The following is a 13428-nucleotide window of genomic DNA, read 5'->3' as shown; positions in this document are numbered from 1 at the left end:
GCAAGAACAGCGCGATATGACGAACACAAAGATCAAGAATATGGAGGATTTCGCTGCGATCAGCGGTCTCTCCCGTCCGACGGTGTCAAAATACTTCCACGATCCTTCCAGCGTGCGCCCAACCACGCGCGCGCGGATTGAGGCAGCGCTTGAGCAGTACAACTACCGCCCAAATATTTTTGCGATGAACCAGAATCGCAAGCTGACCAAGAATGTCGGCATCGTCGTGCCCTATCTTGCAGACCCCTTCTTTGCTGAAATTGTCCGGGTGATCGAGCGGCGCTGCGTCGAGGCGGGCCTGTCACCATTCCTTTTCAATTCTCAAGGTGAGCCCGGCTATGAGATCGATATCCTCGACACATTGCGGTCTTTGAAGCCTGCTGGCGTTCTTTTGGCACCGCTTGGCCGCCAGTCCGACAAACGCGCGATCGAATCGTTCTGCAAGGACGTGCCGACCGTCCTGTTCGATAGCAACCTCGAAGACTTGGGTGAGGCTTTTGTTGGTTCTGACAACCGCAGTTTCGTATCGCAAACGGTGGAATATCTGACCCGCACAGGGGAACCGCCCTGCTTTTTCGAGATGAAAACACCGGCCAATCCCAACGCCAACAAACGTCGGCTGGCGTATATCGAAATGATGGACCGTCTGGGCTTTGAGCCGCACATCGTTCCGATTAAGGGGAGTGGTTGGGCATTTGAGGAGATTGGCCGGCAAGGGGCGCTGAAGGCCCTCATCGAGGGGGCATTTGCAAGCAATACCGTTCTGTGCAGCAACGACCGTCTGGCAATTGGTCTTTTGTCCGCTTGTTATAAAATGGGCGTCAAGGTTGGACGCAACGATGACTGTGCCTTGCGCGTTGCGTCACACGACGACCACCCATTTTCGCGGTTCACCTGTCCGTCGCTCACAACTGCCGCGCATGACTATAGCGCGGTATCGGACGAGGTCGTGGCGACCCTTTTCAAGCTCATCGAAAGCGGGGGACGGCTGGATAGTCGGACCGAGCAACTTTTCCCGGCACGATTGATCATGCGCGATTCTGCGTAAGCATCCTTACATCGATATAACTTTACGCGCGTAAAATAATTAATTGACGCGACGATAGATTAACCTCTAGGCTTTGGCGACATAACATCCAACACTAGGGAGGATTCGGATGTCTTTGAGGAACGCACTTCGTGCGGCCACTGCGGTTTCCACGATCACCGCTTCTGGCGCACTCGCCGAAACGATCACCATTGCGACAGTGAACAACGGCGACATGATCCGCATGCAAGGTTACACGGATGATTTCACCGCAAAGACCGGTCACGAGGTCGAGTGGGTGACGTTGGAGGAAAACGTGCTGCGCCAGCGTGTCACCACGGACATCACCACCAAGGGTGGCCAGTTCGACATCATGACCATCGGTATGTACGAAACGCCGATCTGGGGCGCCAACGGTTGGCTGGTACCGCTGGACGGTCTGTCGGCGGAGTACGATGCCGATGACATCCTGCCTGCCATGCGCAACGGTCTGAGCCATGACGGTACGCTTTACGCCGCACCATTCTACGGCGAAAGCTCGATGATCATGTACCGGACCGACCTTATGGAAAAGGCCGGTATGACGATGCCGGATGCCCCAACATGGGAATTCATCCGCGAAGCTGCGGCTGCCATGACGGACCGCGACAACGATATCAACGGCATCTGTCTGCGCGGCAAGGCTGGTTGGGGTGAGGGCGGTGCCTTTATCACCGTGACAGCCAACTCCTTTGGTGCGCGCTGGTTCGATGAGGATTGGACTGCACAATTTGATCAGCCCGAATGGAAAGAGGCACTGACCTTCTTTGTCGACATGATGGCCGAGTCCGGCCCGGCAGGCTACGCCACCAACGGCTTCAACGAAAACCTGTCGCTGTTCCAGCAGGGCAAATGCGGCATGTGGATCGACGCGACTGTTGCGGCGTCCTTCGTGACCAACCCAAACGATTCCACTGTGGCTGACAAGGTTGGCTTTGCATTGGCACCCAATAAGGATGGTGTTGAAAAACGCGCCAACTGGCTTTGGGCATGGGCGCTGGGTATCCCTGCCGGCACACAGAAAGAAGACGCCGCCAAGCAGTTCATCGAATGGGCCACGTCCAAAGACTACATTGAGCTTGTCGCTGCCAAGGAAGGCTGGGCCAACGTTCCTCCGGGTGCGCGGACATCGCTGTATGCAACAGCGGAGTATCAGGAAGTGCCATTTGCCAAGATGACACTGGATTCGATCAATGCGGCCGACCCGACCAACCCGACAGTCAAGCCGGTGCCTTATGTCGGTATCCAGTTTGTGGCGATCCCGGAGTTTGCGGGCATCGCGACCGAGGTGAGCCAGGAATTCTCGGCGGTCTACGCAGGCCAGCAGTCGGTGGACGAAGCGCTTGAGAAGGCGCAGGCCATCACGACAGAAGCTATGGAAGCAGCGGGCTACTAAGCCAAGTCTTCCTCAAGGGGCGGCATGTGTCGCCCCTTGGTACCCGTCTTGAAACTTGCACAATCAATTGCGTCCCCGGAAGCTGAATTGCGTCCACAGGAAAGGTGCACCACATGGCTACCAAGGCTTCACGCTCTGCCGCCCGCCTGATGATGGCGCCCGCCGTGATCCTGCTGTTGGGCTGGATGCTGGTGCCGCTGATCATGACCCTCTGGTTTTCATTCAGGAAATACCTGCCGCTGCGGGGCGGCGATCTGGGCTGGACCGGTTTTGATAACTACGTTCGTTTTGTCAGTTCCTCGGCCTTCTGGCCTTCGGTGCAGACCACGCTGATCATCGTCGGTGGCGTGCTCCTGATCACGGTTTGCTTTGGCGTGTTGCTGGCGCTTTTGCTGGATCAGCCAATGTGGGGGCAGGGGGTCGTGCGTATTCTTGTGATCGCGCCCTTCTTTGTAATGCCCACGGTCTCGGCGCTGGTCTGGAAGAACATGTTCATGGATCCGACGAATGGCCTGTTTGCGCATTTGTTCAAGTTCTTCGGGGCGACGCCAATTTCGTGGATGTCAGAGGCATCGCTGCCCTCGATCATCCTGATCGTCAGCTGGCAATGGCTGCCTTTTGCGACGTTGATTTTGTTGACCGCCATCCAGTCGCTGGACTCCGAGCAACTGGAGGCGGCTGAGATGGACGGCGCGCCTGTCCTGAAGCGCTTCTGGTTCATCATCCTGCCGCACCTCAGCCGTGCGATGACAGTGGTGATCCTGATCCAGACAATTTTCCTGCTGTCGATCTTTGCCGAAATTTTCGTGACCACGGGTGGCGCCTTTGGCACCCGCACACTGTCATATCTCATCTTCCAGCGCGTGCTGGAAAGCCAGAATGTCGGCCTCGGCTCGGCGGGTGGCGTCTATGCCATCATCCTTGCCAATATCGTCGCGATTTTCCTGATGCGGATTGTGGGGAAGAACCTTGATGCTTGATCTGTTCTCACCCCAAGCCCCGACGCATCCCGTCTCGATGTCAGTCTCATTTCCCACTCGGAGGACTGCATAATGGCCCGCGCCGTTACACCGAAACGCAAAGCCATCAACACGGCGCTTGCCTGGGCTGTGGGCTTGCTGATCTTCTTCCCGATCCTCTGGACGATCCTGACCAGCTTCAAGACCGAAGCGCAGGCCATCAATGACCCGCCGATCTTTCTTTTCTTTGATTGGACGCTCGAAAACTACGCTGTCGTGCAGGAACGCTCCAACTACATGCGGTTCCTTTGGAACTCCGTCATCATCGCGGTAGGCTCTACGATCATCGGGATAATAATCGCTGTCCCGGCTGCGTGGTCCATGGCCTTTGTCCCTTCAAGACGCACCAAGGATATCCTGCTGTGGATGTTGTCGACCAAGATGTTGCCAGCGGTTGGCGTCCTCTACCCGATTTACCTGCTGTTCATTGAACTGGGCCTTTTGGACAGCCGTGCGGGTCTGGTGATTGTCTTGATGCTGATCAACCTGCCAATCATCGTCTGGATGCTGTACACCTACTTCAAGGAAATTCCCGGTGAAATCCTTGAAGCCGCACGGATGGATGGGGCGTCGCTGAAAGAAGAAATTCTCTACGTGCTCACCCCCATGGCGATCCCGGGCATCGCCTCGACCGTATTGCTGAACATCATCCTCGCGTGGAACGAGGCGTTCTGGACGCTGAACCTGACTGCCGCACAAGCTGCACCGCTCACCGCGTTCATCGCCAGCTATTCAAGCCCCGAGGGGCTGTTTTACGCCAAGCTCAGCGCGGCCTCGACCATGGCCATCGCGCCGATCCTCATCCTTGGCTGGTTCAGCCAGAAGCAACTTGTCCGCGGCCTGACCTTTGGCGCGGTGAAATAAGGACCTGACCCATGGGACGAATCACACTCGACAAGGTGACCAAGTCATTCGGCGATGTAGAGGTTATTCCACCGCTTGACCTGACCATCGAGGATGGCGAATTTACCGTCTTCGTTGGCCCGTCCGGCTGCGGCAAGTCCACGTTGCTGCGCCTGATCGCGGGGCTTGAGGACACCACCAGCGGCCACATTTGCATCGATGGAAATGATGCAACCAATGTGCCGCCTGCCAAACGTGGTCTGGCGATGGTTTTCCAGTCCTACGCTCTGTATCCGCATATGTCCGTACGCAAAAACATTGCCTTTCCCCTTCGGATGGCAAAGCTGCCGCAGGCAGAGATCGATAAGCGTGTCGAGGCAGCGGCGAGTGTTCTGAACCTGACCGACTACCTTGATCGAAAGCCGGGCCAATTGTCGGGTGGCCAGCGGCAGCGTGTCGCCATCGGGCGGGCCATCGTGCGCGAGCCCGCGGCCTTTCTTTTTGATGAGCCATTGTCGAACCTTGACGCCGCATTGCGGGTTGGCATGCGGCTGGAAATCTCTGAACTGCACAAGCGGCTTGAGACGACGATGATCTACGTGACCCACGATCAGGTCGAAGCGATGACCATGGCCGACAAGATCGTCGTTTTGCGCGCGGGGCATATCGAACAGGTTGGCTCGCCACTGGAGCTTTACAAAGAACCACGTAATCTTTTTGTGGCCGGATTTATCGGATCGCCGCGCATGAACCTGATTGAGGGGCCCGAGGCGCAGAAATACGGGTGCCACACACTGGGCATTCGGCCCGAACACATCGAAGTATCCGCCGACAAGGGGCCGTGGAGCGGTGTGGTCGGCGTCTCGGAACATCTTGGTTCTGATACGTTCTTTCACATCCAAAACACCGGACTGGCTGAAACCATCACCGTCCGTGCGGATGGCGAAGTGGGTTTTCGACACGGCGACCGCGTGCACCTGACGCCCCGCGAAGATGTGATGCATCGCTTTGGCGCTGACGGGCTTCGAATGGCATGAAGCGGCTGGACGGAAAATCGGCTCTGATCACCGGCGCTGCGCGGGGTATCGGCTTGGCATTTGCCAAGGCCTATGTGGCCGAAGGTGCGCGGGTTGCTATTGGTGACGTCAACATTGATCGTGCCCAAGACGCAGCGCAAGAAATTGGTGGCGCGGCCATCGCCCTGGAAATGGATGTGACCAGCCAATCCAGCATCGACGGAGCTGTGGCTGCGACGGTGGATGCCCTTGGACAGATCGACATCCTGATCAACAACGCCGCCCTTTTCTCTGCCGCACCAATCGTCGAAATTGAGCGCGCTGACTATCAAACCCTGTTCGACATCAACGTCGCAGGCACGCTCTTTACGATGCAGGCCGTTGCCCGCCACATGATCGATCGGGGAATAAAAGGTCGTATCATAAATATGGCCAGTCAAGCAGGCCGACGCGGCGAACCGTTGGTGGGCGTATACTGTGCAACCAAGGCCGCCGTGATCAGCCTTACACAATCCGCAGGCCTGAACCTGATCCAACACGGCATCAACGTGAACGCCATCGCACCCGGCGTTGTGGACGGCGAACATTGGGACGGTGTCGATGCGTTCTTCGCCAAGTATGAAAACAAGGCGCCCGGTCAGAAGAAAAAGGAAGTCGCCGCAGGCGTGCCCTTTGGCCGGATGGGGCGTGCAGAAGACCTGACCGGCATGGCGGTGTTTCTTGCCAGTGATGAAGCGGAGTACATCGTTGCGCAATGCTACAACGTGGACGGCGGACAATGGATGAGCTGATGGCAGATGGCGGTAAAGCCCCTGACCTGTTGTCCTTGAGCAGGGACACGCTGGCTGATCTGCCAGAGGCGGTAATCCGTCCTTCCTACAGCTTGGACCAACTGACACCCGGTATCGTCCATATCGGTCTTGGTAATTTCCACCGTGCCCACCAGGCGTGGTATCTTCACCGCCTGATGCAGCAGGGCAAGGCGCTGGACTGGGCGATCATCGGCGCAGGGGTCAGGCCCGCCGATGCGGCGCAGCGCGAGCGTTTGCTGGCACAGGACTGCCTGACCACGCTGATCGAACTGGACCCTTCCGGCAAAGCTGCCGAAGTTACCGGTGCCATGATCGACTTTCTTCCGGTGGAGTCTGACAACGCTGCCTTGATCGCTCAAATGGCTGATCCTGCAATCCGCATCGTGTCACTGACTGTGACCGAAGGCGGTTACTTTCTTGACGCTGCTACGGGCGGCTTTGATGCAGCGCATCCGGACATGCAGCACGACGCAGCATACCCCCAAACGCCGCGCACAGCCTTTGGAGCGATGATTGCCGCACTGCGTCTGCGCCGGGATGCAGGACATGGTCCCTTCACAGGGCAAAGCTGCGATAATCTGCAAGGCAACGGCAAGATCCTGCGCCAGACAGTCGCGTCGCTGGCGCGGCTGTCTGACCCGGAATTTGCCGACTGGATTGACGCGCACTGTAGTTTCCCCGATGCGATGGTCGATTGCATTGTTCCAGCCACGGGGCCATCGGAAATCGCACTTGTGCAGACTTTCGGGATCAGCGACGCCGCACCTGTGACCCATGAGAACTTCCGCCAATGGGTGATTGAGGATGACTTCTGCGCCGGGCGCCCGCCTTGGGAAGATGTCGGCGTGACCATGACAGATAAAGTGGACGTCTTTGAAGCGATGAAAATACGCATCCTCAACGGTGGGCACCAGATCATCGCTGACCCGGCCGAGATTATCGGGGTTGAAACAATCGCAACCGCCATGGCGCACCCCCTGATACGGGGTTTTCTGCATAAGGTCGTGACCGAAGAGATTGCGCCGCACGTGGCTCCGGTGCCTGGAATGACACCGCAGAACTATCTGTCCCTGATAGATCGCCGGTTTTCCAATCCTGAAATCAAGGACACGACCCGGCGCGTGGCCTTTGACGGTTCCAGCCGCCACCCCGGTTTCCTGATACCATCGATCCGTGATGGCCTTGCAAAAGGCACACCTGTCACTGGCCTCGCGCTCGCATCTGCACTCTGGGCGCGATATTGTCAGGGAACACGCGAAGACGGGACGCCGATTGCGCCAAACGATCCGAATTGGGATGATCTGCAGGCCACTGCGCGGCGTGCGCGGACAGAGCCAAACGCATGGCTTGAGATGCGCCACATCTATGGAGACTTGGCGCAACGGCATGAGTTTGCAGCGTCTTTTTCGACATGGCTTGATATGATTTATGACCATGGGGTCGAACAGACCCTCCGCACCTATCTGGAGCAGTGAAGATGCGGCCGTTTCGATCACGCAAACTGATCTGGTCTTTCGCATGATACTGTGCTGCGGCGAAGCGCTGGTCGATATGATCCCGGTGGACTTGCCTGCAGGCGGCAAGGCTTATGCGCCACACGCCGGTGGCGCCGTGTTCAATACGGCCATTGCGTTGGGTCGGCTTGGTGTCGAAACCGGCATGGTGAGCGGGGTTTCTACCGACACGTTCGGGAGAATGCTTGCCAGCCAGCTTGAGGAAAATGGCGTCTCGACAGCGTATTTGGCGCGTTCCGGTCGGCTCACCACTCTGGCGCTTGTTCATATTGAGAATGGCGGCGCAACCTATTCCTTTTACGACGAAAATTCAGCGGGACGGTCGCTCACGTTTGCCGATATGCCAGCGCTTGGTGACGAAGTTTCAGCGCTCTATTTCGGCGGCATCAGCCTGGTGGCTGAACCCGCCGCCGATGCTTATGCAAGTCTTCTTGCCAAAGAACGCGCCAACCGCGTCGTCATGATCGATCCTAACATCCGCCCCGGTTTTATCAGCGCAGAGCACACCTACCGCGACAGGCTGGACCGGATGATCGGACAAAGCGATATCATCAAGGTGTCGGACGAAGACCTTGATTGGCTGATTGAGGGCGAAGAAACGATTGAAATCAAGGCAGCGGCGATGCGTGGTCGGGGACCGGCGATTGTTGTTGTAACGAAAGGGGCTGAGGGGGCGACAGCATTCTTTGGTGACGCCAGTGTTGGGGTCGCAGCACCGGTCACTCATGTCGTGGATACGGTGGGCGCAGGTGATACGTTCAACGCGGGTTTTTTGGCTGGATTGAATGACAAAGGGTGCCTTTCAAAGGACGCCTTGGGAAGTGTTTCCGACGACGTGATCCACCATGCCTTGTCCCTTGGGGCGACGGTGGCCGCTGTTACTGTCTCACGGGCTGGTGCCAACCCGCCCTGGGCCAGTGAAATCAACCGCTGAATGAGAGCTGAGGGAAACTGCATGCAGTTTGAGCCGCCACGTGACATCGTCAAAAAAATAGAGCAGGTCGCACAGAACCGCGCACGTGTTCTTGTTGCGATTGCAGGGCCGCCGGGGGCAGGTAAATCCACAATAGCCGACGCGCTTGCCGCATCGCTCCGAGACGCGGCTGTGTTGCCCATGGATGGCTTTCACCTTGATAACGATACCCTGCGGGAACTGGGCCTATTGCACCGCAAGGGTGCCCCACAGACGTTTGACACGGCTGGTTTGTATGCGCTTCTGGTTGAAATTCAAAAAGGGGGCGCTGTGTCGGTCCCGACCTTTGATCGCGAGGCAGATTGCGTCATTCCAGATGGCGGCCAGATCAGCGCTGATACCCATATCGTCTTGGTAGAGGGCAATTACCTATTACTCGATGCGCCGGGCTGGGCCGACCTGCAGGGGTTTTGGGATATGACTGTTGCGATTGAGGTGCCCCTTGAAGAATTGGAGCAACGTCTTGTGCAACGCTGGCTTGACCATGGCCTGTCAAAGGCTGACGCCATCAAGCGCGCGCATGAGAACGATCTGCGGAATGCGCGCCTAGTGACAGATCAATCTGTCATGGCCGATGTAACCTTTCGCCAAGAGAGTGATGACATCTAAAATCGTACTCAACGCAGGAGGCTGAGGCTTTGATGCTCTCAGGCTTTCCTGCCCACCTCACAAAAGTTGTCTCATTCTATCACGAACAGCAACCCTTCTTGATGGATTGTCGGTAGGTTGGCGCAGGTTTTTCAGGCTGGGGTATCGATACCGGCTTGTCATCAGGCGTTGTGCAGATTGAAAGTCATGCGGTTGCAAGATTTTGGCAGGCAAAGAGCGCGGCTGGTGTTAGCTTGGGAAAATGCATTCTCTTGACAAGCATTCGCGCCAACGGAGGTTTCATTGAAGAACAACACTGACTGTGTGACGAAGGTGACGTCCAGCCATTGGGGGGCATTCGAGGTTGACGTAAGAGATGGCCGCATTGTCGGGACGCGACCTTTCTCGGAAGATCCTTGTCCCAGCGCCATTCCTGAAATTCTGCCCAAGGCCGTACATCATCCGACGCGGGTGGCACGGCCATCGGTGCGCCGCGGTTGGCTTGAAAATCGCGACAAGACCGGACGCGGAAGCGATACATACGTTGAACTGCCTTGGGATGAGGCCCTTGATATTGCGGCAGCAGAGATTGCACGGGTCCGCGAAACCCATGGCAACGAGGCCATCTTTGGCGGCTCTTATGGCTGGGGTTCTGCCGGGCGCTTTCATCATGCCCAAAGTCAGGTTCACCGTTTCCTGAATGCCACTGGCGGCTATGTCGCCTCCTTCGGGAGCTATTCCACGGGTTGCGCGCAAGCAATCATGCCGCACGTCTTTGGCGTCCCGTTTCTGAATTTGAATTACGAGCACCAAGACGGCTGGCACACGATCGCCGCGCATACCGAAACACTGGTGATGTTTGGTGGCGTCAATCCGAAGAACTCTCAGGTCAGCATGGGTGGGGTGACACGGCACGAGACGGCGGGATGGTTTGAAACCTTCGCCAGCAAGGGAATGCGCTGTATCAACATCGGTCCGCAACGAAGTGATGCACCCGATGGATGTGAGTGGGTTCCCCTCCGGCCCGGATCAGATACCGCGCTGATGCTTGCCTTGGCATATGTGCTTGAGGCGGAGAACCTGACCGATCAGGACTTTGTTGCCCGGTGCACCACCGGCTTTGACCGCTTTCGGCCCTACCTCATGGGAGAGACTGACGGTACGTCCAAGAGCCCTGATTGGGCCGCGCCGCTTTGTGGGGTCGATCCCGAGACAATCCGTTCGCTGGCGCGCAGGATGGCCGCGACGCGTACGCTAATTACCGTCGCGTGGTCATTGCAGCGGGCAGAGCATGGAGAGCAGCCCTTTTGGATGTCGGCGGTTCTCGCTGCCATGTTGGGTCAGATCGGACTGCCCGGTGGCGGCGTTGGCTATGGCTACGGTGCGATTGGCGGGGTAGGAAAGTCATTCAAAGGTTTGACCGGGGTCACGTTTTCGCAGGGGCAAAACCCGGTACAGAAAGTCATACCCGTCGCACGGGTTGGTGACATGCTCCGGCATCCGGGGCAAGCGTATGCATTCAACGGACGGCGTGAGACTTATCCTGACATCAGGCTTGTCTACTGGGCGGGGGGCAATCCGTTTCACCATCATCAGGACCTCAATGCCCTGCATGATGCCTGGCAAAGGCCTGAGACAATCATCGTCAACGAGCCATGGTGGACAGCGACGGCAAAGCGCGCTGACATCGTCTTTCCCGCCACAACGCCTTACGAGCGCGAGGATATCGGTCGCTCTAACCTAGATGACTACCTGTTCTACATGCCGCAACTGATCTCACCTGTGGGTGAGGCCCGCGATGACTACGTGATCTTTGCTGGCTTGGCCGAACGGCTTGGGGTCGGGGCGACATTTACAGAGGGGCGCGGGGCCGACGAATGGCTTCGCCTTCTTTACGATGAGTATCGGCAGAAGACACAGCAGCAGGGCGTCGATGTACCCGATTTCGAAACCCTGAAAGATCAGAACTGGGTCCGGTTGCCCATTCATAAGGACGGGCCAAACAGAACGCTGTTTGCCCCCTTCAGGGAAGACCCCGAAGCATCGCCATTACCCACGCCCTCGGGCAAGATCGAGATCTTCTCTGAGGTCATCGACAGCTTCGGCTATGACGATTGTCCGGGTCATCCGGTCTGGCTGCCGCCCTCCGAATGGTTGGGGACTGCGACCCATCGCGCGCCCTTGCATCTTGTTTCCCCCCAACCGGGTGACAAGCTTCATAGCCAGTTGGAAAGTGCTCTTGCGGATGAGGAAGGTGCGCGGCCAGAAACCATTGTGATTCATCCCGTCGACGCGGGGCAGCGCAAGATCAAGACTGGTGATCTGGTCAGGGTATTCAATGACCGGGGTGCCTGCCGTGCGCGTGCATTGGTGTCAATCGATATCAGCCAAGGCGTTGTTGCCTTGCCGACCGGCGCTTGGTTCGGTGATCCGGGTGGCAATATTGATATGGACGGAAACCCGAATGTGCTGACCCGCGATGTCGGGACATCAAGCCTCGGGCAGGGGTGCAGCGCACATACAGCGCTTGTCGATATCGCCCCACTCTAGACCCGGTGTGTCATCAAGAGGCGTTCCGCTTAGCTGTTTTGATCTGGAGCGGTGGCCCCGTCTTTTTTGATGCAGACCACCAGATTCCTTCTTGACGTAGGGGAAATTCGGTCACAGTGTCCAACAATAGGACACTAATTGCTGCGGTCTGCGGGACTTTGCGACAGCGATATGCGCCGCTTGCGCGTGAACTCTGCCGCGATTTTTCCCACGAAGCTGACAAGTCCGAACATGTTTCAGGGAGGAAACCATGAAGAAGCTAAACTTCAAAATTGGCAGTGTGCTGGGCGCGATGACGCTGGCCATTGGCCTGTCCGGGCCAGCCTCGGCGCAAGATGATACCTTCAAGATCGGCGTGATCACGTTCCTGTCCGGCCAAGCGGCGGAAAGCTTTGGTGTGCCCGCATGGAACGGCGGCAAGCTGCTTGTTGATATGCTGAATGAAGGCGGCAAGTTGCCCGCGCCCTACGACCAAAAGGGCTTTGGCGGCATGAACATTGAGGTCGTCGTTGTGGATGAGGCGGGCGGTGCCACAAAGCAGGTGCAGGAATTCCGCAACCTTGTGCAGCGCGAAGAAGTAGACGCGGTTGTGGGCTATGTGTCCTCGGGTGATTGTCTTGCTATTCCCCCGGTCGCGGATGAATTGAAAGCTTTTACAATCCTTTATGACTGCGGCACGCCGCGTGTGTTCGAAGATGGCAGCTATGAGTATGTGTTCCGCACCGCGGCCCATGCAACGATGGATAACGTCAGCCTGGCTCGCTATCTGAAATCCCGGAACTTCGACGTGCCGAGCTTCGCCGGTCTAAACCAGGACTATGCTTGGGGTCAGGACAGCTGGGCAGACTTCACCGGGGCGATGAATCAGCTCTATCCGGACGCCGAGGTGAAAACGGCGCTCTTCCCAAAATTCGGCGCAGGACAGTATGGCACTGAAATCTCAGCACTTTTGCGCGAAAAACCTGCGCTGGTGCATTCGTCGAACTGGGGCGGCGATCTTCAGGGTTTTCTGATTCAGGCAACGGCACGGGGGCTTCATAAGCGTGCCCAGCTAGCGCTTGCGGCGGGCGACCACGTGATCCCGCAGCTTCAGGACAAGATGCCCGATGGTATCTTTCTTGGTGCACGCGGCGTGAACGGGTTGGCGGCCTATGCACGTGGTGGTGAGCTGAAGGAACTGACCGACACGATGTGGGAGGCCTATGAGGCCGAATACGATACCTTCCCGGTTCAGGCGCCCTTCCGGATGTGGCAGGCAATCTTTGGTCTGAAGACGGCGATTGAAAAAGCGATGGCCGACAACGGTGGCACAAAGCCTACCAGCGAACAGCTGGCTGCAGCTATGAAAGGTCTTGAGTGGGACGCCCCATCCGGACGCATCGAAATGGCGCTTGCTGGCGGTCATCAGGCCATCCAGCCCAATGCCATCGGCACCACGAAGTGGAACGCCGATGCGGGAAAGATGGAATTGGTCGATGTCGAATATTACGACGCCCGTTGCGTAAATCCCCCGGATGGCATGAAGTCTCAGGAGTGGATCGCACAGGGGTTCCCCGGCGCCCAGTGTAACTGATCGCTGCGAACCGAACAGGCCCGTGGCAGTACTGCGGCGGGCCATCTTGCCATCCAATGAAAATCGCATGGAGACCTG

Annotated in this window: 11 protein-coding genes; all 11 read left to right on the top strand. The window is 57.4% G+C overall.

Features of this window, described 5'->3' with window-relative positions; translation table 11 throughout:
* Window positions 1–16: 16 nt before the first annotated feature.
* The 11 genes from GV827_RS18640 to GV827_RS18590 all read left to right on the top strand — a co-directional run bounded on the left by GV827_RS18640 (window position 17) and on the right by GV827_RS18590 (window position 13350).
* Complete coding sequence (locus GV827_RS18640; RefSeq protein WP_164355332.1) at window positions 17–1048, top strand: LacI family DNA-binding transcriptional regulator; 1032 nt, start codon at window positions 17–19, stop codon at window positions 1046–1048.
* A 109-nt stretch (window positions 1049–1157) separates the two neighbouring features.
* Window positions 1158–2462, top strand: a complete 1305-nt coding sequence (locus GV827_RS18635; protein WP_164355331.1) for an ABC transporter substrate-binding protein — start codon at window positions 1158–1160, stop codon at window positions 2460–2462.
* A gap of 113 nt (window positions 2463–2575) precedes the next feature.
* Window positions 2576–3442, top strand: coding sequence for a carbohydrate ABC transporter permease (locus GV827_RS18630; RefSeq protein ID WP_164355330.1), 867 nt, complete (start codon window positions 2576–2578; stop codon window positions 3440–3442).
* A 72-nt stretch (window positions 3443–3514) separates the two neighbouring features.
* On the top strand, window positions 3515–4345 hold the full coding sequence (locus GV827_RS18625; protein WP_164355329.1) for a carbohydrate ABC transporter permease: 831 nt from the start codon (window positions 3515–3517) through the stop codon (window positions 4343–4345).
* Between the two features lie 11 nt (window positions 4346–4356).
* Entirely contained in the window at window positions 4357–5361 is a 1005-nt protein-coding gene (locus GV827_RS18620; protein ID WP_164355328.1) for an ABC transporter ATP-binding protein, read from the top strand.
* A complete protein-coding gene (locus GV827_RS18615) occupies window positions 5358–6131 on the top strand; it encodes an L-iditol 2-dehydrogenase (RefSeq protein ID WP_164355327.1) in 774 nt (257 codons plus the stop codon). The genes GV827_RS18620 and GV827_RS18615 overlap by 4 nt, the downstream gene beginning before the upstream one ends.
* Window positions 6119–7627 carry a mannitol dehydrogenase family protein gene (locus GV827_RS18610; RefSeq protein WP_164355378.1) on the top strand — a complete coding sequence of 503 codons (1509 nt, stop codon included), beginning with the start codon at window positions 6119–6121 and terminating at the stop codon, window positions 7625–7627. The genes GV827_RS18615 and GV827_RS18610 overlap by 13 nt, the downstream gene beginning before the upstream one ends.
* Window positions 7587–8600 carry a carbohydrate kinase family protein gene (locus GV827_RS18605; protein ID WP_328823185.1) on the top strand — a complete coding sequence of 338 codons (1014 nt, stop codon included), beginning with the start codon at window positions 7587–7589 and terminating at the stop codon, window positions 8598–8600. Before GV827_RS18610 ends, GV827_RS18605 begins: the two co-directional genes overlap by 41 nt.
* A gap of 21 nt (window positions 8601–8621) precedes the next feature.
* On the top strand, window positions 8622–9248 hold the full coding sequence (locus GV827_RS18600; RefSeq protein ID WP_164355326.1) for an AAA family ATPase: 627 nt from the start codon (window positions 8622–8624) through the stop codon (window positions 9246–9248).
* 282 nt (window positions 9249–9530) lie between these two features.
* Window positions 9531–11777: a molybdopterin-dependent oxidoreductase gene (locus GV827_RS18595; RefSeq protein WP_204325970.1), complete on the top strand. Its 2247-nt coding sequence runs from the start codon at window positions 9531–9533 to the stop codon at window positions 11775–11777.
* 250 nt (window positions 11778–12027) lie between these two features.
* The gene (locus GV827_RS18590) at window positions 12028–13350 is read left to right on the top strand and encodes an ABC transporter substrate-binding protein (protein ID WP_164355325.1); all 1323 of its coding nucleotides are present in this window, start codon (window positions 12028–12030) and stop codon (window positions 13348–13350) included.
* Window positions 13351–13428 lie beyond the last annotated feature (78 nt).

This window comes from Sulfitobacter sediminilitoris (assembly GCF_010667575.1).
Taxonomy (GTDB): domain Bacteria; phylum Pseudomonadota; class Alphaproteobacteria; order Rhodobacterales; family Rhodobacteraceae; genus Sulfitobacter; species Sulfitobacter sediminilitoris.
This window is presented reverse-complemented; position numbering and strand designations above follow the sequence as displayed.

Bases quoted from the DNA above. Each gene is read 5' to 3' on its own strand.
- GV827_RS18640 (WP_164355332.1), top strand. From the start codon at position 17: ATGACGAACACAAAGATCAAGAATATGGAGGATTTCGCTGCGATCAGC.
- GV827_RS18635 (WP_164355331.1), top strand. From the start codon at position 1,158: ATGTCTTTGAGGAACGCACTTCGTGCGGCCACTGCGGTTTCCACGATC.
- GV827_RS18630 (WP_164355330.1), top strand. From the start codon at position 2,576: ATGGCTACCAAGGCTTCACGCTCTGCCGCCCGCCTGATGATGGCGCCC.
- GV827_RS18625 (WP_164355329.1), top strand. From the start codon at position 3,515: ATGGCCCGCGCCGTTACACCGAAACGCAAAGCCATCAACACGGCGCTT.
- GV827_RS18620 (WP_164355328.1), top strand. From the start codon at position 4,357: ATGGGACGAATCACACTCGACAAGGTGACCAAGTCATTCGGCGATGTA.
- GV827_RS18615 (WP_164355327.1), top strand. From the start codon at position 5,358: ATGAAGCGGCTGGACGGAAAATCGGCTCTGATCACCGGCGCTGCGCGG.
- GV827_RS18610 (WP_164355378.1), top strand. From the start codon at position 6,119: ATGGATGAGCTGATGGCAGATGGCGGTAAAGCCCCTGACCTGTTGTCC.
- GV827_RS18605 (WP_328823185.1), top strand. From the start codon at position 7,587: ATGGGGTCGAACAGACCCTCCGCACCTATCTGGAGCAGTGAAGATGCG.
- GV827_RS18600 (WP_164355326.1), top strand. From the start codon at position 8,622: ATGCAGTTTGAGCCGCCACGTGACATCGTCAAAAAAATAGAGCAGGTC.
- GV827_RS18590 (WP_164355325.1), top strand. From the start codon at position 12,028: ATGAAGAAGCTAAACTTCAAAATTGGCAGTGTGCTGGGCGCGATGACG.